20 protein-coding genes, 1 tRNA gene, 2 rRNA genes and 1 pseudogene are annotated in these 21,549 nt (G+C 57.4%); 12 read left to right on the forward strand and 12 right to left on the reverse strand.

Annotation, left to right across the window (positions count from 1 at the left end; translation table 11 throughout):
* From G6R15_RS22170 to G6R15_RS22190, 5 genes are all read left to right on the forward strand, one after another.
* Positions 1 to 101 (forward strand): 23S ribosomal RNA (locus G6R15_RS22170); the annotation flags it as partial.
* A 232-nt stretch (positions 102 to 333) separates the two neighbouring features.
* Positions 334 to 448, forward strand: a 5S ribosomal RNA gene (gene rrf / locus G6R15_RS22175).
* 49 nt (positions 449 to 497) lie between these two features.
* Positions 498 to 574, forward strand: a tRNA-Met gene (locus tag G6R15_RS22180).
* A gap of 74 nt (positions 575 to 648) precedes the next feature.
* Complete coding sequence (locus G6R15_RS22185) at positions 649 to 1,398, forward strand: gamma-glutamylcyclotransferase (RefSeq protein ID WP_164662249.1); 750 nt, start codon at positions 649 to 651, stop codon at positions 1,396 to 1,398.
* A 165-nt stretch (positions 1,399 to 1,563) separates the two neighbouring features.
* Positions 1,564 to 2,754 carry a hypothetical protein gene (locus G6R15_RS22190; protein ID WP_164662250.1) on the forward strand — a complete coding sequence of 397 codons (1,191 nt, stop codon included), beginning with the start codon at positions 1,564 to 1,566 and terminating at the stop codon, positions 2,752 to 2,754.
* Here G6R15_RS22190 and G6R15_RS22195 read toward each other — a convergent pair.
* Positions 2,751 to 3,689 (reverse strand): GlxA family transcriptional regulator, encoded by a 939-nt coding sequence (locus tag G6R15_RS22195; RefSeq protein ID WP_164662251.1) that lies wholly within the window; start codon positions 3,687 to 3,689, stop codon positions 2,751 to 2,753. The genes G6R15_RS22190 and G6R15_RS22195 overlap by 4 nt on opposite strands.
* 82 nt (positions 3,690 to 3,771) lie before the next feature.
* On the opposite strand from G6R15_RS22195, the gene G6R15_RS22200 reads away from it, so the two are divergent.
* The 4 genes from G6R15_RS22200 to G6R15_RS22215 all read left to right on the forward strand — a co-directional run bounded on the left by G6R15_RS22200 (position 3,772) and on the right by G6R15_RS22215 (position 8,318).
* On the forward strand, positions 3,772 to 4,935 hold the full coding sequence (locus tag G6R15_RS22200) for an acyl-CoA dehydrogenase family protein (RefSeq protein ID WP_164662252.1): 1,164 nt from the start codon (positions 3,772 to 3,774) through the stop codon (positions 4,933 to 4,935).
* Positions 4,936 to 4,939: 4 nt separating this feature from the next.
* Complete coding sequence (locus tag G6R15_RS22205) at positions 4,940 to 5,239, forward strand: SelT/SelW/SelH family protein (protein WP_164662253.1); 300 nt, start codon at positions 4,940 to 4,942, stop codon at positions 5,237 to 5,239.
* Between the two features lie 284 nt (positions 5,240 to 5,523).
* Entirely contained in the window at positions 5,524 to 7,542 is a 2,019-nt protein-coding gene (locus tag G6R15_RS22210) for an acetate--CoA ligase family protein (RefSeq protein ID WP_164662254.1), read from the forward strand.
* The gene (locus G6R15_RS22215) at positions 7,539 to 8,318 is read left to right on the forward strand and encodes a carnitinyl-CoA dehydratase (protein ID WP_164662255.1); all 780 of its coding nucleotides are present in this window, start codon (positions 7,539 to 7,541) and stop codon (positions 8,316 to 8,318) included. Before G6R15_RS22210 ends, G6R15_RS22215 begins: the two co-directional genes overlap by 4 nt.
* Positions 8,319 to 8,321: 3 nt before the next feature.
* On the opposite strand, the gene G6R15_RS22220 is transcribed toward G6R15_RS22215, so the two are convergent.
* On the reverse strand, positions 8,322 to 8,954 hold the full coding sequence (locus tag G6R15_RS22220; protein WP_164662256.1) for a class I SAM-dependent methyltransferase: 633 nt from the start codon (positions 8,952 to 8,954) through the stop codon (positions 8,322 to 8,324).
* Between the two features lie 90 nt (positions 8,955 to 9,044).
* Here G6R15_RS22220 and G6R15_RS22225 point away from each other — a divergent pair, with 90 nt between their 5' ends.
* A complete protein-coding gene (locus G6R15_RS22225; RefSeq protein ID WP_164662257.1) occupies positions 9,045 to 9,917 on the forward strand; it encodes an SDR family oxidoreductase in 873 nt (290 codons plus the stop codon).
* Here G6R15_RS22225 and dxs read toward each other — a convergent pair.
* The 7 genes and pseudogenes from dxs to G6R15_RS22260 form a co-directional block, all read right to left on the reverse strand.
* Positions 9,914 to 11,842 carry a 1-deoxy-D-xylulose-5-phosphate synthase gene (gene dxs, locus G6R15_RS22230; RefSeq protein WP_164662258.1) on the reverse strand — a complete coding sequence of 643 codons (1,929 nt, stop codon included), beginning with the start codon at positions 11,840 to 11,842 and terminating at the stop codon, positions 9,914 to 9,916. The two genes, G6R15_RS22225 and dxs, sit on opposite strands and share 4 nt — an antisense overlap.
* A 15-nt stretch (positions 11,843 to 11,857) precedes the next feature.
* A complete protein-coding gene (locus tag G6R15_RS22235; RefSeq protein WP_164662259.1) occupies positions 11,858 to 12,724 on the reverse strand; it encodes a polyprenyl synthetase family protein in 867 nt (288 codons plus the stop codon).
* On the reverse strand, positions 12,725 to 12,967 hold the full coding sequence (locus G6R15_RS22240; RefSeq protein ID WP_164662260.1) for an exodeoxyribonuclease VII small subunit: 243 nt from the start codon (positions 12,965 to 12,967) through the stop codon (positions 12,725 to 12,727).
* Entirely contained in the window at positions 12,964 to 13,890 is a 927-nt protein-coding gene (locus tag G6R15_RS22245) for a histone deacetylase family protein (protein WP_164662261.1), read from the reverse strand. The genes G6R15_RS22240 and G6R15_RS22245 overlap by 4 nt, the downstream gene beginning before the upstream one ends.
* 50 nt (positions 13,891 to 13,940) lie before the next feature.
* A pseudogene (locus G6R15_RS22250) lies at positions 13,941 to 14,714 on the reverse strand (delta-class carbonic anhydrase).
* 113 nt (positions 14,715 to 14,827) lie between these two features.
* A complete protein-coding gene (locus G6R15_RS22255) occupies positions 14,828 to 15,529 on the reverse strand; it encodes a response regulator (protein WP_164662262.1) in 702 nt (233 codons plus the stop codon).
* Positions 15,526 to 16,038 (reverse strand): MarR family winged helix-turn-helix transcriptional regulator, encoded by a 513-nt coding sequence (locus G6R15_RS22260; protein ID WP_164662263.1) that lies wholly within the window; start codon positions 16,036 to 16,038, stop codon positions 15,526 to 15,528. Before G6R15_RS22260 ends, G6R15_RS22255 begins: the two co-directional genes overlap by 4 nt.
* 156 nt (positions 16,039 to 16,194) lie before the next feature.
* Here G6R15_RS22260 and G6R15_RS22265 point away from each other — a divergent pair, with 156 nt between their 5' ends.
* The gene (locus tag G6R15_RS22265) at positions 16,195 to 17,061 is read left to right on the forward strand and encodes a branched-chain amino acid aminotransferase (protein WP_164662264.1); all 867 of its coding nucleotides are present in this window, start codon (positions 16,195 to 16,197) and stop codon (positions 17,059 to 17,061) included.
* A gap of 122 nt (positions 17,062 to 17,183) precedes the next feature.
* A complete protein-coding gene (locus G6R15_RS22270; protein WP_164662265.1) occupies positions 17,184 to 18,752 on the forward strand; it encodes an alkaline phosphatase in 1,569 nt (522 codons plus the stop codon).
* A gap of 61 nt (positions 18,753 to 18,813) precedes the next feature.
* Here the strand turns inward: G6R15_RS22270 and G6R15_RS22275 are convergent, their stop codons facing one another.
* The 3 genes from G6R15_RS22275 to G6R15_RS22285 form a co-directional block, all read right to left on the reverse strand.
* Positions 18,814 to 19,824: a hypothetical protein gene (locus tag G6R15_RS22275; protein WP_164662266.1), complete on the reverse strand. Its 1,011-nt coding sequence runs from the start codon at positions 19,822 to 19,824 to the stop codon at positions 18,814 to 18,816.
* Between the two features lie 122 nt (positions 19,825 to 19,946).
* Positions 19,947 to 20,546 carry a cob(I)yrinic acid a,c-diamide adenosyltransferase gene (gene cobO, locus G6R15_RS22280; RefSeq protein WP_164662267.1) on the reverse strand — a complete coding sequence of 200 codons (600 nt, stop codon included), beginning with the start codon at positions 20,544 to 20,546 and terminating at the stop codon, positions 19,947 to 19,949.
* A 55-nt stretch (positions 20,547 to 20,601) separates the two neighbouring features.
* Positions 20,602 to 21,540, reverse strand: a complete 939-nt coding sequence (locus G6R15_RS22285; protein ID WP_164662268.1) for a DMT family transporter — start codon at positions 21,538 to 21,540, stop codon at positions 20,602 to 20,604.
* Positions 21,541 to 21,549 lie beyond the last annotated feature (9 nt).

The raw sequence follows: 21,549 nt of genomic DNA on the forward strand, positions 1-21,549 counted from the left end.
TCCCTGAGGACCGTGGTAGACCACCACGTCGATAGGCCGGAGATGTAAGCATGGTAACATGCTCAGTTGACCGGTACTAATGGTCCGATAGGCTTGATTTGATCCAGTAATAGAAAAACTGGAACCAAAACAAAGCATACAACCCCAAACACAAAACATGGACAACCCGAGACGCACAAACTTAGCGGCTCTGTGTTGATTGATCTCCGAACGCATTTGGCCAATGTCCTCGTGACATAACTCAGGTGCGGCAACGGGCATTTGCTTTGCAAATATCCTGCCTGCCGCGAACCAAGAAAATCCAAATGCCTTCGGAACTTGGATTTTTCTTGGTTTGGTGGTCATAGCGCAAGTGAAACACCCGGTCCCATCCCGAACCCGGAAGTTAAGCACTGCTGCGGCAATGGTACTGCGTCTCAAGGCGTGGGAGAGTAGCTCACCGCCAAACCTAGTAAAATCCAAACAAACTCTCATAAACGACAACATTTAGCTTCTGTCGCGGGATGGAGCAGCCCGGTAGCTCGTCAGGCTCATAACCTGAAGGTCGTAGGTTCAAATCCTACTCCCGCAACCAAAGCGAATGAAAAATTCTCCAAAAATCAACAATCTCTGGTAGTCGACCGCAGGAAACATCGGCTTAATTGTCCCATGCCGTTTCCAAATCAAACATTCCGATACACCCCCGCCCTGCGCGGACAAATTACTCCGCCTGATCAATCTCAAATGAGATTCACACTAAATCGTTTCAACGAACTTGATCTTCAGGCTCTTGAAGAAGGATGGCCGCCAGGCTGGCGCATGGACCACGATGAACGGGAGGCCAATCGTCAGCTCGTTTTGTCTGATCGCTTAAACCAAGAACTTTGGGTCTTTGCCTATGGATCGTTGATCTGGGATCCTGCTGTTCAGGTTGATGAGTACAGGTATGGATCATTGCAGGGATGGCACCGCAGTTTTTGCATGCGGTTGGATGGTGGCCGTGGGACGCATGACCAACCCGGCCTGATGGCTGCTTTGGATACGGGCGGACATTGTGATGGTGTAGCGTTTCGCATTCCAGCAGATATTGTCGACGAAGAGACCCAATTCATGTGGCGACGAGAGATGTTTTCAGGCTCATACCTGCCTGTCTTCCTTGACGTTGACACGCCACAAGGTGTGATTGAGGCGTTGGTGTTCGTTATGGATCGGTCGAACAATCGTTATATGCCTCAGGTACCCTTGGATGTTGCTGCGCGAATGATCGCATTGGCTGAAGGCGGGTTGGGGACGAATTTCAGCTACCTTGATTCTTTGATACATCATCTGGATGAATTGGGGCTTGAGGACGAGCACATACGGGTATTGCATAAACAGGCCAGGGAAATTCGCGCGTCAGAGGTGACTTTGGAAAACTAGTTCCATCGCCATAAATGGTTACTTTCCCTGGATAGGTTTTTGCACTGTTTCAGGCTCTTTAGGCTCTAACAGAAATCCAGATACCCTCCATCAATGGGGCTAGTGGTTTGAAGTTGATGAAGTGAAGTATAGTTAAAGATAATCCAAAAATGCAAAGGCCCTAACATGCATGTCGTAGCGGATACAACTGCCCTAGTTGACGACAGTGTTCTGTCGCAAGAGCAGGCACGCGTGATTGAAGAACGTTCTCGAGACGTAATGATCAAATTGGCCGTCAATGCCATCCTGTGTTTCGGGATCATCGCGGCGACGGCAGGGTTCATTTTTTGGCTGGCCAATGCAATAGCGGTCGCAATCACCGGAATTTTGATGTTGGGCTCTGGTCTCTTGGTTCTGGCCCGGGGCGGTGAAACCTATCGCATGTTTGGTAACTCGGCGACCTTGATCGGGGCAGGAATGCTGATGGGAGGGGGAGCGATCGAGTTGGTGGACAAGTATGAAGACGTCGCAGGCTGGATTATGGCGCCTGCAGGTGCGTTCGTGACTTGTCTCGGTGTCTGGCGTTGGCGCACAGGTTCCTTGTCCGCGGGCTTCGTTCTGGGTGCAGTGATCCTGATGGGATTGGCGATGCACTTGATTGGGATTGAACTGTTGGTCATGCAGCATCAGGTTGGTTCGCCTCTCAGAAATCTGATCCTGCTGTATTATGCTGTGGCTGTTGGTCTGATAGGTTGGATGATCGATGTACGTTTGGTGACGGCTTTGGCCATTGTCCCATTCGCTCAGGTTCTTGAAACCGGGACCGCCTATTTTCACGCGGCTTATGTTTTCTATTCGCCAGAGCCGACGTTGACGATTCTTCAGATGGTGTTGTTGATTACCGTTTGTCTCTGGGCAGCCAAGTCACTGTCGGATCGGGATGGGCGTCATTTGCGAACTCTGGTGGTTCTCGGGTTCATTGTGGCTAACCTCTGTGCATTGGTCGCCTCGCTTTGGGGGGATGTGGTCGGGGAAACTATTTGGGGTCCGGGACGCTACAGGGATGGCTACGCTGATTGGGAAAGCTACCGCGTGGCGCGCGAAGCGTTTCGCGAGACCGCTCTTGTCATCCCGGACGGCGCATACGCGATCATCTGGGCCGTTGTTTTGGCTGCTGTCATCATTTGGGCCTCACGTCGCAATCAGCGCGGGCTGTTCAACACCGGGCTGACCTTTGCTGCGATCCATGGCTACACTCAGATGTTCGAAAGCTTCCAGGACGAGCCGTTGGCTTATCTTTTGGGTGGTTTGGCCGCGATTCCTCTGGCGTGGGGCGTGTGGCGGTTGAACCAGCGGATGGAGTCCGATCCGGGCTAGCTGCGTAAGGTTCTTGGTGTCACACCGAACTCACTACGAAAGGCGCGGGTCATGGCACTTGGGTTATCGTATCCGGATCGCAAGGCAATCTCGGACACAGGAAAGTCAGTTTCCATCACCAATTTGCGGGCCAGGTTCAGGCGCAGCCGACGATAAATCTGGGCGGGGGTAGCCCCAAGATCGACACGCATCCGCGCCTCTAACACCTTTTGTGTTCGACCCGCTCGCCGGGCCACTTCGGGCACAGAAAGCGGCTGTTCCAAGTTCTCTTGCATGATTGCCAGGGCCTTGTTGACAAAGGCGCTGGTTGAACCGGCACCACCTGCATGAGAGCGCGCTGAATCACGGGTCATGAACAGTTGAGCCACCTCCAGCGCCAACGCCTGCCCTTGATCCTGCCCGATTAGATGCATCACCAGATCAAATGCCGCCATAGCGCCCGAGCAGGTGATCCGGTTGCGGTCGATGACATAGCGCTCGCGCACCACGTCAATTTCGGGGAAACGCTCGGAAAACCCGGTCAGCTCTTCCCAGTGGATGGTTGCGCGATGACGGTCCAGCAGCCCGGCCTCCGCCAGCAACCAACTGCCGGTGTCCATCCCGACCATGGTCCCAAAACGGGCCTTAGCAGCACGCAGCGCGGACTGAGTTTTCCAGCCGCTATGCCCTAGAAATCCGTAGGACGGCATGACAACCAGCATGTTGCCCTGCGCCTGATTGAGCGCTTGATGTGGTGCCACCTGCAAGCCCGAAGACGAGGTCACCACACCCGAATCCAATGTCAGAAACCGCCAGTCGTACAGCACCCGAGCCGACAGCATATTGGCGGCGCGTAGAGGCTCGATGGTATTGGCCAAGCAATGGTTCGAAAACCCATCGAACAAAAGCACGCCGACTTGCTGCGTCGCGGCGGAATTTTTTGACCACTCCTGCATGGTCAACATCTAAATCTGCACAGTAAGCTTCGCAAGCTCGATCAGGATACGCGGGAAATTCCCTCTGTCCGGAGCGCAAAAGATGCAGTTTGGCCTGACCGAAGAACAGTCGATGATCATCGACACCACCCGCGCCTTTGTCGAAAACGAGCTTTACCCGCATGAGGCCGAGGTCGAACGCACTGGGCACCTGCCGATGGAGATCATCAAGGACGTGCAGGTCAAGGCGATGGAAGCAGGGCTTTATGCCGCCAACATGCCCGAAGAGGCTGGCGGCGCGGGCCTCGATACGCTCACATGGCTGATGTACGAAAAAGAGCTAGGGCGCGCAAACTATGCACTGCACTGGACCTGCGTCGCGCGCCCGTCAAACATCTTGATGGCGGGCACGGATGAGCAGAAGGAAAAATACCTCTACCCCTGTATGAAGGGTGAAAAATGGGATTGTCTGGCCATGACCGAACCGGGGGCCGGGTCTGACCTGCGGGGCATGATCGCCACGGCCCGTGCGGATGGGGATGACTTTATCCTGAACGGCACCAAACATTTCATCAGCCACGCGGACATTGCCGATTTTTCGATCGTGTTCATGGCGACCGGAGAAGAGGACACCCCGCGCGGGCTCAAAAAGCTGATCACCGCGTTCTTTGTCGACAAGGACACACCTGGTTTCACTGTTCGCGATGGATACCAAAACGTCAGCCACCGTGGCTATACAAACGCGGTGCTGGAATTCGATGACTGCCGCATCCCGAAATCAGCCATGCTGGGCGAACTGCACAAGGGGTTCGACGTCGCCAACACCTGGCTGGGTGCCACCCGTTTGCAAGTGGCGGCCACCTGCCTAGGCCGCGCGGAACGTGCGATGCAGCACGCGGTTGAATATTCGGCCGAGCGTAAGCAGTTCGGCCAGCAGATCGGCAAGTTTCAGGGCATTTCCTTCAAGCTGGCCGATATGGCGACGGAACTGAAAGCGGCCAACCTGCTGACGTGGGAGGCCGGCTGGAAATTCGACCAGGGCACCGTCACCGAATCCGACATGTCCATGGCCAAGCTCAAGGCGACTGAGATGCTGGCCATGGTCGCGGACGAGGCGATCCAGATTCACGGCGGCATGGGTTTGATGGACGAACTGCCGTTGGAACGCATCTGGCGCGATGCCCGTGTTGAACGAATCTGGGAGGGGACAAGCGAAATCCAGCGGCATATCATCAGCCGAGAACTGCTGAGACCCCTAGGAGGCTGACCCCATGACAAAACCCGCCATCTCGATCACATATTGCATTGGCTGCAACTGGATGCTCCGCGCCGCGTGGATGGCGCAAGAGCTGCTCTCGACCTTTCAAGAGGATCTGGGGTCGGTGACGCTGGTGCCGGGTGAGACGGGTGGCGTGTTTGAGATCACTTTGAATGGAGAGGTGATCTGGGAACGCAAGCGGGATGGCGGCTTTCCGGATGTGAAAGAGCTGAAATCGCGCGTGCGGGACCGGATCGACCCGGAACGCGACCTGGGCCATCTGGACCGGGCGGCAGACATTTTACAGGACTAGATGAACACAAACTGGACTAAGGCGACCGAAGGAAACGGCGCACACGTCGGCGCATGGATTTTCATGCCTCCGGCGGGGATATTTGGATTAGGAGGAAAAGGGGGGCTCGGCTCAGAGGCTCCCAAGGAAGAGCATAGATCTCTTCCCCCTACACGGTCATCGGCATCCCTGCCTGTACCGTGCGATCAAGATGAAACAGCAGGGTTAACAAACCCTTGCTTCCTCCTACCAAAAATATCCCCGCCGGAGGCTCCCGCATTCTCGGCCAGCGAGGCGGTTTGGTCATGACGCGCGATTTGTCCCGGGTGTTGAACCCTGCTTCTATCGCCGTGATTGGTGGCGGCGCTTGGTGCGCGTCGATCATAGAAGCGGCGCAGCGCATCGGATATCAGGGACGAATTTTTCCTGTGCACCCCTCGGGTAAGGAAATCGCGGGTATCAAGGCAATTGAACGACTTGAAGACTGGGACGGCCCGATTGATGCTGCCTTTATTGGGATAAACCGCTTTGCCACGCTCGAGGTGGTTTCGACCCTGCGTGCGTTGGGTGCGGGCGGCGCGGTGTGCTTTGCGTCTGGTTTCACCGAGGCCGTGGCCGAGGATGCCAGCGGGGCTGACCTGCAAGCGCAACTGGTAGAGGCCGCCGGCGAGATGCCGATCCTGGGGCCGAACTGCTATGGGTTCGTCAATGCCCTGGATCGGGCTGCAATCTGGCCGGATCAGCATGGGATGCAGCCGGTTGAGCGGGGTGTTGCCATCCTGACCCAAAGCTCGAACATCGCCATCAACCTGACAATGCAGCGACGAGGGCTGCCGATTGCCTACATGGTGGCCTGCGGAAATATGGCGCAGACATCGCAGGCGGCGATTGCGATGCAGTTGTTGGAAGATGACCGAGTTACCGCGATTGGTCTGCATATCGAAGGCTTCGGAAACCTTCGCGAATGGGAAGCATTGGCTGCCAAAGCTCATGGCTGCGGTGTGCCTTTGGTAGCGCTCAAGGTGGGGGTGTCCGAACAGGCGCAGGCGGCGGCTGTGTCTCACACCGCGTCGCTTGCCGGAGGCGATGCTGGGGCGCAGGCTCTGTTGGATCGTTTGGGAATAGCCCGGCTAAACGGATTACCTGCGTTCCTTGAGACGTTGAAGCTCTTGCATGCCAATGGTTCTCTGACTTCGAATAAGATCGCTTCGATTAGTTGTTCAGGTGGCGAGGCGAGCTTGATTGCCGACCTTTCGACCGAGCGAGAGTTGGTGTTTCCACCCTTATCAGAGCCGCAAAAGCAAGATCTTAAGGCGGCACTTGGCCCGATGGTCGCACTTGCAAACCCGTTGGACTACCACACCTACATCTGGCGCGACACGCAGGCGATGACGCGTGCGTGGAAAGGGATGACAGGCGAGGGGATCGGCATGACTTTTTCCATTGTCGACTATCCGCACACTGACCACACCGATTGGACATGCGCCACCCAGGCGGCCTTGGCTGTCCGAGTGGAAACAGGCGCTCCTTTTGCTGTCGTGGCGACTCTACCAGAGTTAATGCCCGAACAGGTGGCTGAAGAACTTATGGCCGGTGGCGTCGTTCCGATTATGGGGATTGAAGAGGCGCTGGCGGCGGCAGAGGCGGCATGTCGCGTGAAAACGCCTGTATCAGAGCCTGTTTGTCTACCTGGGACAACTGAAGCAGATACGGTTCTGACCGAGGCTGAGGCGAAGGCAAGCTTAGCCGAACATGGGTTACCGATCCCCCGCAACATTGTGACGCCCGCGTCGTGTGCGGCCCAGGCTTGCGTCGGGTTGAAGCCACCCTTTGCGGTCAAGGGCATTGGTCTTGCGCACAAGTCCGAGCATGATGCGGTGCGCCTGGGTGTGCAGGTCTCGGGCCTGGGTAAAGCAGTACAGGCTGTTGGCACCGGCGAGGTGTTGATCGAAGAAATGGCAGATGGTGCCGTGGCCGAGTTGCTAATTGGTGTGACACGCGACCCTGCGCATGGCTTTGTTCTGACCATCGGCGCGGGCGGCGTGTTGACCGAAGTGTTGCAGGATACCCAATCACTGTTGGTTCCGTCCAGTCAAGATCACATAAAACAGGCTCTAAACAGGCTAAAGTGTGCCCCTTTGCTGCACGGGTATCGTGGAAAACTGGCAGCAGATCTGGATGCTATTGTGATAGCTGTAGATGCGGTGCAGACCTATGTGCTTGCCAATGCTGACACCTTGGCCGAAGTTGAAATTAACCCCTTGATCTGCACCGCAAACGCGGCGGTCGCAGTCGATGCACTGATCCGAAAGGCAAGCTCATGAACCCGATAAAAACAAGACGAGACGGTGCAATCCTTGAGGTGACGCTGGACCGACCCAAGGCCAACGCTATTGATCTGGCGACCAGCCGTGTGATGGGCGAGATCTTTCGCGACTTTCGCGATGACCCCGAGCTGCGCGTTGCAATCCTGACCGGCGGCGGCGAGAAGTTCTTTTGTCCCGGTTGGGATCTAAAGGCCGCGGCCGACGGCGATGCAGTGGACGGCGATTATGGCGTTGGCGGATTTGGCGGTCTGCAAGAGCTGCGGGATATGAACAAGCCGGTGATTGCTGCTGTGAACGGCATTGCCTGTGGCGGCGGTCTGGAGCTGATGATCTCTGCCGACATCATCATCTCTGCCGATCACGCCAGCTTTGCCTTGCCTGAAATCCGTTCGGGCACCATTGCGGATGCGGCCAGTGTGAAACTGCCTAAGCGCATCCCCTACCACGTCGCGATGGAACTGTTGCTCACCGGGCGATGGTTCGACGCCGAAGAGGCCAAGCATTGGGGGCTTGTGAATGAAATCGTGCCAGGCGATCAATTATTGGACCGCGCATGGGAGGTGGCTCGCCTGCTGGCGAGCGGCCCGCCGCTGGTTTACGCTTCGATCAAAGAGGTCGTGCGCGAGGCCGAAGATGCCAAGTTTCGGGATGTCATGAATCGGATTCAGCGGCGGCAATTGGCGACAATCGACACACTTTATGGATCCCAAGACAATCTGGAAGGCGCGCGCGCCTTTGCCGAGAAGCGTGATCCGGTGTGGAAGGGTAAATAGGGTTTAGGCTTTTTCGAACAGGGCGACAAAAGCAGTGTCGTCCTTATTCTCTCCTGCAGCCAGGTCACCATAAATGCGCACCTGGGGCAGGGATAGGTTGTGGATCTTGTCCCCATAAAGAGCTTTGAGCGCGTCTGAAAACCCTTGCGCCTCAAAGTGTTTTGCGTTGATCGAAAGCGCGAATTGGGCGCCATGGCGCGCCACGCGCAACAGGGCGGGGATCACTTCGGGTCCGACGTGCCCATGTGTGAAAGTGCCCGAGGATACGACGCCGGAATAGCTTTCGCGGGGAACCGGAATACCGTCGTTCAAGTCGGCCTCGATCGCGTCGCGGTAGATGTCTTTGCGCATAGCCTGATCTAGCATTGCCGCGCTGATGTCGGTGGCGTCGATGGGGCCAACGCCAAGCCCGACCAAAACGCTACCGCACAGGCCAGTGCCTGCGCCCACGTCCAAGACAGGCCCTTGACCACCCGCGCCTACAAAAGTCCGCGCGGTATGGATGTGCAGCTGATAATCCTCGCGCGCGGCAAAGCTGTCATCATAGTCACCAGCCCATTCAGCATAAAGCTGCTTGTGGTCGTCAGGTGTTTCTAGCGCATAAGCGCTGTGCAGATCGGGTGCTTTTTTACTCATGGGTTCAATGAAACGCTGATGTAAGGATTCGAATCAAGTGACACATCCAGAATGCTTGCATCCCGGCGCCGCTCGGACCATCTAGGGAGCATGACTAAGACGCTTTTCTGCTTTGGCTTTGGATACACTGCTCGTTCTTTGGTGCGAAGTCTGGATGAGGGCTGGCGCTCTATCGGCACCAGCCGTCGCGAAGACAATACAAAGACCCTGCCGGGGGTTGAGATGCACCAATGGCCGGGTGCGCGGCCCAGTCTGGAAGGGGTGACACACCTGCTGATTTCGGCGGGTCCAGTCGAAGCTGGGGATCCGGTTCTGGCTGAATTCCGCGACGAGATCGCCTCGCGAGCGGACCAATTCGAATGGGTCGGGTATCTGTCTACGACGGCGGTCTACGGGGATCGGAATGGCGATTGGGTGGATGAAACCACCAAAGTTGCACCGTCCTCGGCACGGGGTGACTTGCGGGTTGCGGCGGAAAACGATTGGAAGGCCATTCCAGGTTTGCCGTTACACATCTTTCGCCTTGCAGGAATTTATGGCCCAGGTCGTGGACCGTTCACCAAAGTACGCGCTGGGACGGCTCGGCGTATTGTGAAGCCGGGGCAGGTGTTTTCGCGCATTCACGTGGATGACATTGCTCAGGTGTTGCGTACCTCTATCGCGCAGCCCCGACCTGGTGCTATCTACAATCTGTGCGACGATGACCCTGCACCGCCGCAGGATGTGATTGGTTTGGCCGCGAAACTGCTTGGTTTGCCGATGCCGGCCGAAGTGCCGTTTGACGAGGCCGGGATGAGTGCGATGGCGCGCAGTTTTTATGGCGAGAACAAGCGCGTGCGCAATGATCTGATCAAGTCGGAGCTTGGGGTGAATTTGCTCTACCCATCCTATCGGGAAGGGCTGCGTGCCTTGCTTAAGGTCGAAACCGAGGCATTGGATCGTAAGTCTGACGCCTGGTTTTAAGCGCGCTTTTCACCGATTGAGGCGACACCGAGCACTTCGAGCACCTTGGTCTCGATCTGTTCGGCACTCATGCCGGCGACCTTGTACATCGCCTCAGGGCTGGCCTGATCAATAAAAATGTCAGGCAGAACCATCGAGCGGAATTTCAAACCGTCATCAAACACGCCCTCATCCGACAAAAGCTGTGCCACATGGCTGCCAAAGCCACCGATTGCGCCCTCTTCGATGGTGATCAGTGCCTCGTGATCAGCGGCCAGTTGCAGGATCATGTCCCGGTCCAGAGGTTTGGCAAAGCGGGCGTCGGCGATTGTGGGCGTGATGCCCTTGGCTGACAGAGCCTCGGCTGCTTTTTGAACTTCAGCCAGCCGGGTACCAAAGCTGAGCAGAGCCACGCGCGCGCCAGTTTGGATCATGCGGCCCTTACCGATTTCCAGAACCTTGCCCTGTTCAGGCAGATCGACGCCCACCCCTTCGCCACGCGGATAGCGGAACGCGATGGGGCCGTCGTCGTGGGCAACGGCGGTTGCCACCATGTGAACCAGTTCGGCCTCGTCTGCGGCGGCCATCACGACCATGCCCGGCAGATTTGCCATATAGGCGATGTCGAACGATCCCGCATGAGTCGCGCCATCTGCGCCAACCAACCCTGCGCGGTCGATGGCAAAACGCACTGGCAGGCGTTGGATAGCCACGTCGTGCACCACCTGGTCATAGCCGCGCTGCAAGAACGTCGAATACATCGTGCAGAAAGGTTTCATCCCGCCTGCGGCCAAAGCCGCCGCGAAGGTCACGCCATGCTGTTCTGAGATCCCGACGTCGAAACAGCGCGAGGGATAGCGTTCGGCGAACAGGTTCAACCCGGTGCCATCCGGCATCGCCGCTGTAACCGCCACGACCTTGTCGTCTTGTGCGGCTTGGTTCACCAGAGCATTGCCAAAGACCGATGTGTAAGATGGCGCGTTGGAAGGCGCTTTTTTCTGTTTGCCGGTCAGAACGTCAAATTTCGCTGTCGCGTGCCCCTTGTCGCGGGCAGCTTCGGCTGGTGCGTAACCCTTGCCCTTTTTCGTCAACGCATGGATCAGGATCGGACCGGTGGCGCGGGCTTTGACGGTGCGCAGAACTGGCAGCAGCTGGTCCATGTCGTGCCCGTCGATCGGGCCGAGGTAAGAGAAACCAAGCTCTTCGAACAAGGTGCCGCCAACAGCCATACCCTTGAGCATTTCCTTGGCCCGCTTGGCCCCTTCACGGAAGGGTTCGGGCAGCAGGGAGACAGCGCCCTTGGCGGCTGCCTTGAATTCCTGAAATGGTTCTTCGGCATAAAGACGGGACAGGTATGATGACAGCGCGCCAACAGGTGGGGCAATGCTCATCTCGTTGTCGTTCAGGATCACGATCAGGCGTTTTTTCAAATGGCCCGCATTGTTCAACGCCTCAAATGCCATGCCAGCCGACATTGACCCATCGCCGATCACGGCAATCGCATCACCCAGTCCTTCGGGGGTCACACCACCCAGATCGCGGGCCACGGCAAAGCCAAGGGCTGCACTGATGGAAGTTGAGCTGTGGGCCGCACCAAAGGGATCATAGGGTGACTCCGACCGTTTGGTGAAACCACTCAGACCGTCCTCTTGCCGCAGGGTGCGGATACGGCCACGGCGTTCGGTCAGAATCTTGTGGGGATAGCATTGATGGCCAACGTCCCAGATCACCTTGTCGCGTGGCGTGTCAAATACTGCATGCAGCGCAACGGTCAATTCGACCACGCCCAGACCCGCGCCCAGGTGGCCGCCAGTCTCGGATACGGCGGATACCGTCTCGGATCGCAGCTCGCCCGCCAGTTGGGTCAGCTGTGCGTCGGAAAACTGCTTGAGATCCGCGGGGCGAGTCACAAGGTCCAGAAGCGGTGTATTTGGGCGATCAGACATGGCGTCCTCTAACGGCTAGCTGTCGCGGGCAATAACGAAGCGGGCGGCTTCCTTCAAGGTATTGGCCCGCGGCCCGTAAATCTCAAGCGCGGCGCAGCCCTGTTCGATCAGTCCCGCAGCGCGCAATTTGGCGGCGTCCAACCCCAGCAAGGACACAAATGTCGCTTTCCCCGCATCCGCATCTTTCTGCAGCCGTTTCCCGGCCTTCTGGGCGTCACCCTCAACATCCAAGATGTCGTCTGCGATCTGGAAAGCAAGGCCCAAGGCCTGGGCATATTGGCGCAAGGGGGCGGTGTCGGCTTGCGCCATGCGCGCACCGGCACAGGCAGACCATTCGATCAAAGCGCCGGTCTTACCCGCCTGTAGACGGGTGATTTCGCTCAGAGTCAGGGGCAGATCGGCTGATTCAGCCGCGATATCCAGCGCCTGCCCCAGAACCATGCCTTGAGCACCGCTTGCCTGCGCAAGTGTCAAAGCCAGTTCTGCGCGAACTGTGGCCGCGCCGACTTCGGGCCGGGTGCAAAGCTCAAAGGCCAGTGTTTGCAGGGCGTCGCCCGCCAGTACGGCAGTTCCCTCATCCCATTTCACATGGATGGTGGGTTTACCGCGACGCAGGTCGTCGTCGTCCATGCAGGGCAAATCATCATGCACCAGAGAATAAGCATGCAGAGCTTCGATCCCTGTAGCGGGCCAGATCGCCTGATCCTCGGCCACGTCATGCAGGCGCGCGCTTTCCAACACCAGAAACCCGCGAAGCCGCTTGCCGCCTTGGGTGGTGTAGGCCATAGCCTGCGTCACATCGAGGTCATCAAAGCCACCCAGGACCAGATCGAACTGGCTCTGAATGCGCGCGGCATCCCGCGCCAATTGTTTGCGAAACATTTACAGACCTTCGACAGGTTTCGTCCCGGTCGGCTGACCGCTGGCGTCCAGAGTGATTGCGGCGACTTTTTCTTCTGCGCGTTTCAGCTCTGACTCGCAGCGTTTCTTTAGGTCTGCCCCACGCGTATAGAGATCAATGGATTCGTCCAGCGCGACATCGCCGCGCTCTAGCTTACTGACAACGGTCTCAAGCTCTTTCATTGCCTGTTCGAATGTCATCTGCTCGACGGGGGTGTCACTCATGTCGCTGCCTTCATCAATTCTTCAACATGCGCCTTCGTTGCGGCACTCAGCGCGTTCAGATCATAACCGCCTTCAAGAGTCGAGACGATACGGCCATCACAAAGCTCACGAGCCAGCGAGCAGAGCGCGGATGTGATCCAGGCGAAATCACCGGTTGACCAGTTGAGGTTCGCGAGCGGGTCGTCTTGGTGGGCGTCAAACCCGGCCGAGATGATGAGCAATTCGGGTTGAAAAGCGCGCAGACGCGGAAAGGCTTGCCCTTCGTATGCTGCGCGCATCTCGGCACTGCCCGAACCCGGCGCGAGGGGGATATTCAGGATTTGACCGTGCGCGCCATCCTCATCCACGCGACCCGAACCGGGCCAGAGCGGCATTTGCTGGCTGGTGATGACCAGCGCGCGCGCCTCGTCCCACAACAGGTCCTGGGTGCCGTTGCCATGGTGCACATCGAAATCAACCACGGCCACCCGATTCAAACCATGGTGATCCAGCGCGTGCTTGGCGGCTAGCGCGGCATTGCCGAAAAGGCAAAAGCCCATGGCGGTGCTGGTTTCTGCGTGATGCCCCGGTGGGCGGATCGCGCAGAACGCATTGGGTGCCTCGCCTCCCAACACCATATCTACGGCACGAACGACCGCTCCGGCGGCGCGAAAGGCGGCATCGACTGAACCCGGCGACATAAAGGTGTCGCCGTCGATCTGCTTGAATCCATCTGTCGGGCGTGCTGCGCGGATATCGTGCAGATAATCTGCGGGATGGATGCGCAGGATGTCATCCTCGGCGGCCATGGGGGCGGTGACCCGGTTCAAGTCCAGCGGCTCTAGCGCGTGCAGGATATGCTGCAACCGGGCAACCCGTTCGGGGTGCCCGTCAGGAGTGACATGGCCAAGGCAATCGGCGTGTGTGATCAAAGCGGTTTTCATGGCGGGCAAGCTAGCAACACGCGCGCTTACAGGCAAACGCTCGTTAGGGGTTAGTTGATCGGTGCGAGCAATTCTGGCGCGGTGACCAATTGGCGTACGCCGTGGCTGTGATCTTCTTCAAATACGTTCTTCTTGGCGCCCCAATGTTGAACCGAACTGTAAGATACTTTCATGCACGAGGGGCGCACGCTCCATGTGACTTGCATCGGAGAGCATATTTCCTCGGTGTAGCTCGGGCCAGTGGTCGAGCCCATGAACACGACAGGTTCGCCAGTGCCTTGGGGTAGGGTCTTTGGTTGATGTAGCCCATTGGCCATATTGCCATCATAGGCAAAGTCGCCAAAATCCGGAGCGGTATCGTCGTTCACAACCAGGAACACCTGACTTTCAACCCGCAAAGAGGGGTTGGCTCAAGCGTCGGAGAAGCAAGAGTTCAGGGTTGGAGCAGGGGTGACTGTACAGGTGGTATAGACCCAATGCACCTCGATCGTGTCGCCAGGTTTTACACCGTGAAACGCCTCGGCTCCGTCAGGCATTGACAGTTCGGCATCGGTCAAGCCGTCGGTTTCGTTGCATTTCCATCCGCCATGTTCACCTGAGCCGCCAGAAACTGAGAACCCAGGCCCCTTATGCTCAGCATTGGTGTGCGTGTGAATATCGCACAAGTTCATCTGATTCGCTTCTGGGGCACGTGGGAACGTGACACTGTTGACACCAGCGGCCTCTGCAATATCGCGTGGTGTCTGCGGGCCAAAACCTTGGCACATTTGTGCGTGAGCAGCGGCAGGTAGAAGAAAGGTGATCAGAAAGGCAATTTTGTGCATATCGGTGACTCCAAGAAAAAAAGTCAATTGAGGTCACTCTAACACAATTTTTGAATGTTCTCAGTTTGGCAGCTGATCCAAAATAGATAACACCAAGCAGGGCATTAATCTGATCAATCGGTTGCCAGCATATAGCCTGCACCCCGAACCGTTTGCAGATAGCGGGGCTGCTTGGGGTTTGGTTCGATCTTGCGGCGCAGGCGTGTGATCTGAACGTCGACGGCGCGCTCTTGCGCTTGTCCTCGGTCGCGGCCCAGGTCCTCGACCAGCTTTGTGCGGCTGACCGGCTCACCTGGTTGTGCCGAAAAGATCTTCATCAACTGGCTTTCGGTGGCCGTCAGGCGCACCAATTCCTCGCCCTGCCACATCTCGCCGCGTTCGATGTCATAGCGGATTGGTCCAAGCTGCAGGATCTTGGGTGCGGTGTCCTGGGCCGTGGTTTCCGGCATTCGTCGCAAGATCGCGTTGATCCTGAGCAGAAGTTCCTTGGGTTCGAACGGTTTCGCGAGGTAATCATCGGCCCCAGCCTCAAGCCCCGAAATGCGGTGCTCGGTTTCGCCGCGCGCGGTCAGCAGCATAATCGGCGTGCTGTGGGTCTGACGCAGGGATTTGGTAAGGCTCACGCCATCCTCGCCTGGCATCATTACGTCCAACACGATCAGGTCGAAATCCAACCCCGACAGAACCCGCCGCGCATGCGCCGCGTCGCGGGCTGCCGTCACAAGGAATCCGTTGCGCATCAGGAATTTCTTGAGAAGATCGCGGATCCGCTCGTCGTCGTCGACGATCAAAAGGTGGGCGTCAAGTTCACTCATGAGGTACCATCCCGCAACTTTGAATACGCCCGGCGCATATCTGCATCCATCATCGCTTCGAGCACCAGTTTAAACCCGGCCACGGCCTCAGGTCCTGCATCTTTGTACGCCGCACGCATCCGTTTGCGCTGGGCATCTGAAAGCGTCGCCTCTAGCGCGTGCCCATCTTCGGTCAAGTACAGGTGACGTTCGCGTTTGTCGATCTTGCCGACGCGGCTTTCCACCAGACCGTCCGCGATCAATGTGCGCAGAACCCGGTTAAGGGACTGTTTCGTGACCCCCAGAATAGCCAGCAGATTGTTCACGGTGGTTCCCGGAGCGCGATTGATGAAGTGGATCGCGCGGTGGTGGGCGCGGCCATAGGCCATTTCGGCCAGAATGCGGTCAGGATCGGCGGTGAAACCGCGATAGGCAAAGAACATCGCCTCAATCCCTTGCCTGAGCTGTTCGTCGGTCAGAAACAGCAAGCCTTCGCTGCCATAGACCGGGGTCGAGCGTCCGTTGGACATTCTGAGCCTCTTTCTTGCTTTGACTCACTTTAAGTCAGTCTTATTGACATTCCAATAGTGAACAGCTATCGAGTCGCAGTTTTGGCGCAATATAATGTCCGTTACGGTCATAATTTGCGCAATAAGTGCAAATCGACTCGCTCAGGAGGATGTAGCATGTCGGGTTATGATGATCGTGATGGTGTGATCTGGATGGACGGGGAACTTGTGGATTGGCGCAGTGCCAAGGTGCATGTTCTGTCTCACGCAATGCACTATGCCAGCTCGGTTTTCGAAGGTGAGCGCGCATACAACGGCAAGATTTTCAAAAGCCGCGAGCATTCCGAACGCCTGATTGCGTCGGCCAACGCGCTGGATATGCCGATGCCCTACACGGTCGATCAGATCGAGGCCGCCAAGGAAGAAACCCTGAAGGCATCTGGCCTGACCGACGCCTATGTGCGTGCGCTGGTCTGGCGTGGTTCGGGCGAGGACATGGGTGTTGCATCTGCCAAGAACCCAGTGCGCATGGCCATCGCCGTTTGGGGCTGGGGTGCCTATTATGGCGATGCCAAGATGCAGGGTGCCAAACTGGACATCGCCGAGTGGAAACGTCCCTCGCCCGAGACCATTCCCGTTCACGCCAAGGCTGCCGGCCTTTACATGATCTGCACCATCTCCAAGCACAAGGCCGAGGCCAAAGGCTGTTCGGACGCCTTGTTTATGGATTGGCGCGGCTATGTGGCCGAGGCCACGGGCGCGAACGTGTTTTTCGTCAAGGATGGCGAAGTGCACACGCCGCTGGCCGATTGCTTTTTGAACGGCATCACCCGTCAGACCGTGATTGGGATGCTCAAGGACAAGGGCATCATCGTCCATGAACGCCGCATCAAGCCAGAAGAGATGGCTGATTTTGAGCAGTGCTGGCTGACTGGCACCGCGGCTGAGGTCACCCCGGTGGGTCAGATTGGCGATTACAAATTCGAGGTCGGGGCGCTGACCCGAGAGATCGCAGAAGATTACGAAAAGCTGGTTCGCAGCTGATCTAAAGCCTGCGCTTCTTTCATCGGAAGTTCACAAATTTGAACCGCGTGTTTTACAAGCACGCGGTTTTTTTGGCTCACCATTCCCGCGATCGCTTTATGATTGCAAGACAGGAGAGCTCTATGACCACGTTTCTACGACCCCACCGCCGCGCCTTTCTAGCGGGCAGCACCGCATTTGCCGCCGCGCTTGCCATGCCCGCCATCAGCCGCGCCGCATCGCGGCCTGTGTTCACGCACGGGGTGCAGTCCGGCGATGTCGACACATCCTCGGGCATGATCTGGACCCGCACGGACCGCCCGGCGCGCGTGATGATGGAGGTTTCGACCACCGAGAGCTTTGCAAACACCCGCAAGCTGGCCCCGATGGATGCCATCCCCACCAGCGACCTGGCCGTCAAGCGGCTGGTGAATGGGTTGCCGTCTGATCAGGATATCTTTTACCGCTTCGTTGCGGCCGATCTGAACGACATCAACGTCACATCCGAGCCTATCGTGGGCCAATTCCGCACCGCGCCGACGTCGCGCCGGGATGTTCGCTTTGCCTGGTCAGGCGATACCGCTGGACAGGGGTGGGGCATCGACGACGATGGCATGCGCACCTATGCGACCATGGCGCAGCACAAGCCTGACTTCTTCATCCATTCGGGTGACACGGTTTATGCGGATGGTCCGATGCAGGACGAGGTTGAAAAAGATGGGCAGTTGATTTGGAAGAACACCACTCTGATCGACGAAAAGCGCAAAGTGGCCGAGTCGTTGGATGAATTCCGCGCCCAGTGGAAATACAACCTGATGGATGAGCATGTCAGGGCGATGAATGCCGTTTGTCCGACCTTTTTCCAGTGGGACGATCATGAGGTGGTCAATAATTGGTCGGACGCCAAGGATCTGATCTCGGACGACCGCTATACCGAGAAGTCGGTGCATGTGCTGCAATCGCGCGCTGGTCGTGCGTTCCACGAGATGACCCCGCTGCGGATCACCCCGTCTGAGCCGGGGCGTGTCTACCGCAAGATCTCGTACGGGCCGATGCTGGACGTCTTCTTCCTGGACCTGCGCAGTTATCGCGGCCCTAACGGAGCGTCGATGGAGGATGAGATCACCGATCAGTCCCGCATACTGGGCGCCGAGCAGCTGGCCTGGCTTAAGCGAGAACTGGCGGCGTCGCAGGCGACGTGGAAAGTGATTGCATCCGACATGCCAATTGGTTTGATCGTCTGGGACAACTGGCGCGAACAGGCCGGGGCCGAAGCAGTAGCAAACGGGGACGATGGCCCGGCCAAAGGGCGCGAGTTAGAGATCGCTGACCTGCTGCGGTTTATTAAGACCGGTGGGGTCAAAAACACCGTCTGGTTTACGGCGGATGTGCATTACACCGCAGCGCATTACTACGACCCTAATAAGGCACAATTCCAGGACTTCGAACCGTTTTGGGAGTTCGTTTCAGGCCCCTTGCATGCCGGAACATTTGGGCCCAACAAGCTGGACGGCACCTTTGGTCCCGAGGTGAAATTCGTCAAGGCCCCGGCCGAAGGTCAAGGTGTGAACTTGCCCCCCAGCGAAGGGCTGCAGTTCTTTGGTCTGGTCGACATCGACGGTGCGACCGAGCAGATGACCGTCCGTCTGATGGACCGTGCTGATACCAAACTGTGGTCGGTGACGTTGGACCCGAAAACCGGCGCGATCTGATTGCATAGCGGACAGGGGCGTCCCGGTTTGTTCGGGGCGCTTCCTTTTCAAAGCCCTTGGATCAACGATAGGCTTGGCGCTCTTGTCGGATCAGATCAGCGGCACATTGGGAATAGGCTGCGATCGCTTTCAGGTCTGGCGGGTTGTTTGTCTCGGACCTTGCAAGCGCAGCGCGACGCAGGGTCATCAACTGAGCACGCGGGCTGTTCAGAAACGTGCCTTGCGGGATCAACTTTTCCAAGGGGCTGTCTATGCGGATCACTTCGTAGTACCCGCCTGCCAAAGCCATCATTGCCATACCGCACGCAGCAGCCTGAGAGCCACAGTGTGCATCGCACACATTGGCAATAGGGAGGGTTTCGGGCGCGGTCATGACCCAGTTCTGAACTGATTGGCGCCAGCGATTGTCTGATGAGGCGTCTCCGAAGCCGATGCCAAGCGCCAGCAGCCCAGCCATGCCGAGCGTTTCGGGATCATCTGCTGAGACGTCTTGGTTTTCGTCTGTTATGTGGCGCAATGCGGCCAGGCCGGCGCCATTTTGTTCAGGTCGACCTGACAAGAATTTTAGGTATGGTTCCAGCTCAGGCAGCGTGACTGGGCTGTTAAGCAACCACTCGCGATCCTCTGGTGTGCCATACAGGGCCACCATCAATGTCGGGTGATCTGTTGCCTGCTGTGCGCCTAACTTGACCAATTGTGTGATCACCTCCAGGTCCGGCTCAGAGCCGCGCGCTCGCAGCAGGGCTTGCGCCAACGCGTTGCCTTGTTCGGCTTCGACCGTTAGCCAGCTCTTGGCAAACGGTGATGTCGGATCCTCTTGTCGGAACAACGCGCGCGACTGATCCTTGTCCAAGCTCATTCTGTATGGAGAGGGGCCCTTGTCCGTTATCTCGATCTGCGCCAGTAGCAGCCTGGCGTCGGCATCTCCGGACTTGGCAAGTGTAGACAGCATCGGAAGGCTGTCTGTGTCGTTGCCGCCTAGCCAAAGGTCGATCGCTTGCTGCAGATCCGATCCGGCGGCAGCATAGCCGACACCGAACAGTAGGGCGAAAAAGGCGATGATCTGTTTCATATCATGCTCAAACAGATGGGGTAAGGCGATGCTAGACCGCCTTCACCTACAACCACAAGTGGTAACTCGGGTCGCCTTAACGCAAATTTAGACGCCAAACAGCGGCAATTGACGCTGAAAAATCAAAAATCGACGCCGCGTTGTGCCTTGATCCCGGCTTTGAAGGGGTGCTTGATCTCGGTCATTTCGGTGACCAGATCGGCATAGTCACACAGCGGTTGTGGAGCGTCCCGGCCAGTCAGGATCACACCGGTTTTCTCGGTGCGCTTGTCTAGCGCTTCGATCACCTGTTCGACGCTCAGATATTCGTACCGAAGGGCGATGTTGATCTCGTCCAACACCACCAGATCATAATCGCCACTTGCGATCAGATCAGCGGCTTTGCCGAATGCAGCCTGCGCAGCAGCGATATCGCGGTCCTTGTCCTGGGTGTCCCAGGTGAACCCTTCACCCATGGTGTGCCAGGTCACCTGCCCGTGCTCTTCAAAGAACCGACGCTCGCCCGTCTTCCACTTGCCTTTGATGAACTGAACCACGGCCACCTTTTGGCCCCAACCCAAGGCGCGCACCACAACTCCAAACGCGGACGAGGATTTGCCCTTGCCCTTGCCGGTGTGGATCAAAACCAGCCCCTGCTCGGGGTCTTGCAATTGCGAGACCCGTTCGCGGTGCTTGGCCTGCACCTCTTTCATCTTATCTTTGTGGCTCTCTGCGTCGCTCATGGGAAACCCTTTTCATTGCGCGCCACACCCTAAGGGCTATGGCGCAAAGGTAAAGTCAACTTTTTGGGTCTGTCACAGATCGCGCCTTGCCCCGTTCCAGGCCCAGCTTGTGTTCCCGCCACACGACCAGTGCGTTCGCGGCGATGACCAGTGTGGCACCGGCGATCATCATCGAGGTGGGCAGCTCGCTGAACCAGAAATAACCAATCAGAACAGCAAAGATCATCGAAGTGTAGTCATAAGGCGCCAGCATCGAGGCCGGGCCAAAGCGATAAGATGATGTCACGAGTATTTGCGCACATCCGCCGACCAGCCCCGCAAGCACCAGCAAAGAAAATTGCTCGGTTGTCGGCATCACCCAGCCAAACGGCAGCGTCATCAGCGACAGAACCGATGCGGTGGCCGAGAAATAGAATACGATCGCTGCGGTATGTTCGGTTTGCACCATCTGGCGGATGTGGATTTGCACAAAGGCCCGTGCAAAAGTCGCAGCCAGCACGCAAAGCGCACCAATCATCGCAAGCTCTTCCGCTTCGGCATTTCCACCTAGTCGAGGCCAAAGCATGATGACGACGCCCAACAGCCCCACCAAAACCGCACCGATGCGAATCATTCGGATGCGTTCGCCCAGAAAAATGGCGGCCAGAACCAAAGTGAAAATCGGAGTGGCAAAGCCGATGGCGGTCACTTCGGGCAGGGGCAGAAGGCCCAGGCCAGTAAAGGTCAATCCCATGGCAGACGTTCCTAGAACGCCGCGCCAGAAGTGATTCATCGGCTTTTTGGCAATCAACCCGTTGCGCAACTCACCCCGTGAGATCAACCAGACGACGATGACCGGAATGGCAAAGAACGAGCGAAAAAACACCGCCTCGCCGGCCGGGATATCCTCGGACAGATACTTGATCAAAGCCGCCATTGCAGTGAACAGAAAGATCGCGGTGGTCTTAAGGCCGATGGCCAACATAGGCCGATGCGATGTTAAGTTTTTCGCCATGGCGCGAAC

The organism is Tropicibacter sp. Alg240-R139 (genome assembly GCF_900537075.1).
Taxonomy (GTDB): domain Bacteria; phylum Pseudomonadota; class Alphaproteobacteria; order Rhodobacterales; family Rhodobacteraceae; genus Falsiruegeria.

What these genes read in the sequence shown, in the direction of transcription:
- G6R15_RS22185 (WP_164662249.1), top strand. Translation starts at nt 649, where the DNA reads ATGCCGTTTCCAAATCAAACATTCCGATACACCCCCGCCCTGCGCGGA.
- G6R15_RS22190 (WP_164662250.1), top strand. Translation starts at nt 1,564, where the DNA reads ATGCATGTCGTAGCGGATACAACTGCCCTAGTTGACGACAGTGTTCTG.
- G6R15_RS22195 (WP_164662251.1), bottom strand. Translation starts at nt 3,689, where the DNA reads ATGCAGGAGTGGTCAAAAAATTCCGCCGCGACGCAGCAAGTCGGCGTG.
- G6R15_RS22200 (WP_164662252.1), top strand. Translation starts at nt 3,772, where the DNA reads ATGCAGTTTGGCCTGACCGAAGAACAGTCGATGATCATCGACACCACC.
- G6R15_RS22205 (WP_164662253.1), top strand. Translation starts at nt 4,940, where the DNA reads ATGACAAAACCCGCCATCTCGATCACATATTGCATTGGCTGCAACTGG.
- G6R15_RS22210 (WP_164662254.1), top strand. Translation starts at nt 5,524, where the DNA reads ATGACGCGCGATTTGTCCCGGGTGTTGAACCCTGCTTCTATCGCCGTG.
- G6R15_RS22215 (WP_164662255.1), top strand. Translation starts at nt 7,539, where the DNA reads ATGAACCCGATAAAAACAAGACGAGACGGTGCAATCCTTGAGGTGACG.
- G6R15_RS22220 (WP_164662256.1), bottom strand. Translation starts at nt 8,954, where the DNA reads ATGAGTAAAAAAGCACCCGATCTGCACAGCGCTTATGCGCTAGAAACA.
- G6R15_RS22225 (WP_164662257.1), top strand. Translation starts at nt 9,045, where the DNA reads ATGACTAAGACGCTTTTCTGCTTTGGCTTTGGATACACTGCTCGTTCT.
- dxs (WP_164662258.1), bottom strand. Translation starts at nt 11,842, where the DNA reads ATGTCTGATCGCCCAAATACACCGCTTCTGGACCTTGTGACTCGCCCC.
- G6R15_RS22235 (WP_164662259.1), bottom strand. Translation starts at nt 12,724, where the DNA reads ATGTTTCGCAAACAATTGGCGCGGGATGCCGCGCGCATTCAGAGCCAG.
- G6R15_RS22240 (WP_164662260.1), bottom strand. Translation starts at nt 12,967, where the DNA reads ATGAGTGACACCCCCGTCGAGCAGATGACATTCGAACAGGCAATGAAA.
- G6R15_RS22245 (WP_164662261.1), bottom strand. Translation starts at nt 13,890, where the DNA reads ATGAAAACCGCTTTGATCACACACGCCGATTGCCTTGGCCATGTCACT.
- G6R15_RS22255 (WP_164662262.1), bottom strand. Translation starts at nt 15,529, where the DNA reads ATGAGTGAACTTGACGCCCACCTTTTGATCGTCGACGACGACGAGCGG.
- G6R15_RS22260 (WP_164662263.1), bottom strand. Translation starts at nt 16,038, where the DNA reads ATGTCCAACGGACGCTCGACCCCGGTCTATGGCAGCGAAGGCTTGCTG.
- G6R15_RS22265 (WP_164662264.1), top strand. Translation starts at nt 16,195, where the DNA reads ATGTCGGGTTATGATGATCGTGATGGTGTGATCTGGATGGACGGGGAA.
- G6R15_RS22270 (WP_164662265.1), top strand. Translation starts at nt 17,184, where the DNA reads ATGACCACGTTTCTACGACCCCACCGCCGCGCCTTTCTAGCGGGCAGC.
- G6R15_RS22275 (WP_164662266.1), bottom strand. Translation starts at nt 19,824, where the DNA reads ATGAAACAGATCATCGCCTTTTTCGCCCTACTGTTCGGTGTCGGCTAT.
- cobO (WP_164662267.1), bottom strand. Translation starts at nt 20,546, where the DNA reads ATGAGCGACGCAGAGAGCCACAAAGATAAGATGAAAGAGGTGCAGGCC.
- G6R15_RS22285 (WP_164662268.1), bottom strand. Translation starts at nt 21,540, where the DNA reads ATGGCGAAAAACTTAACATCGCATCGGCCTATGTTGGCCATCGGCCTT.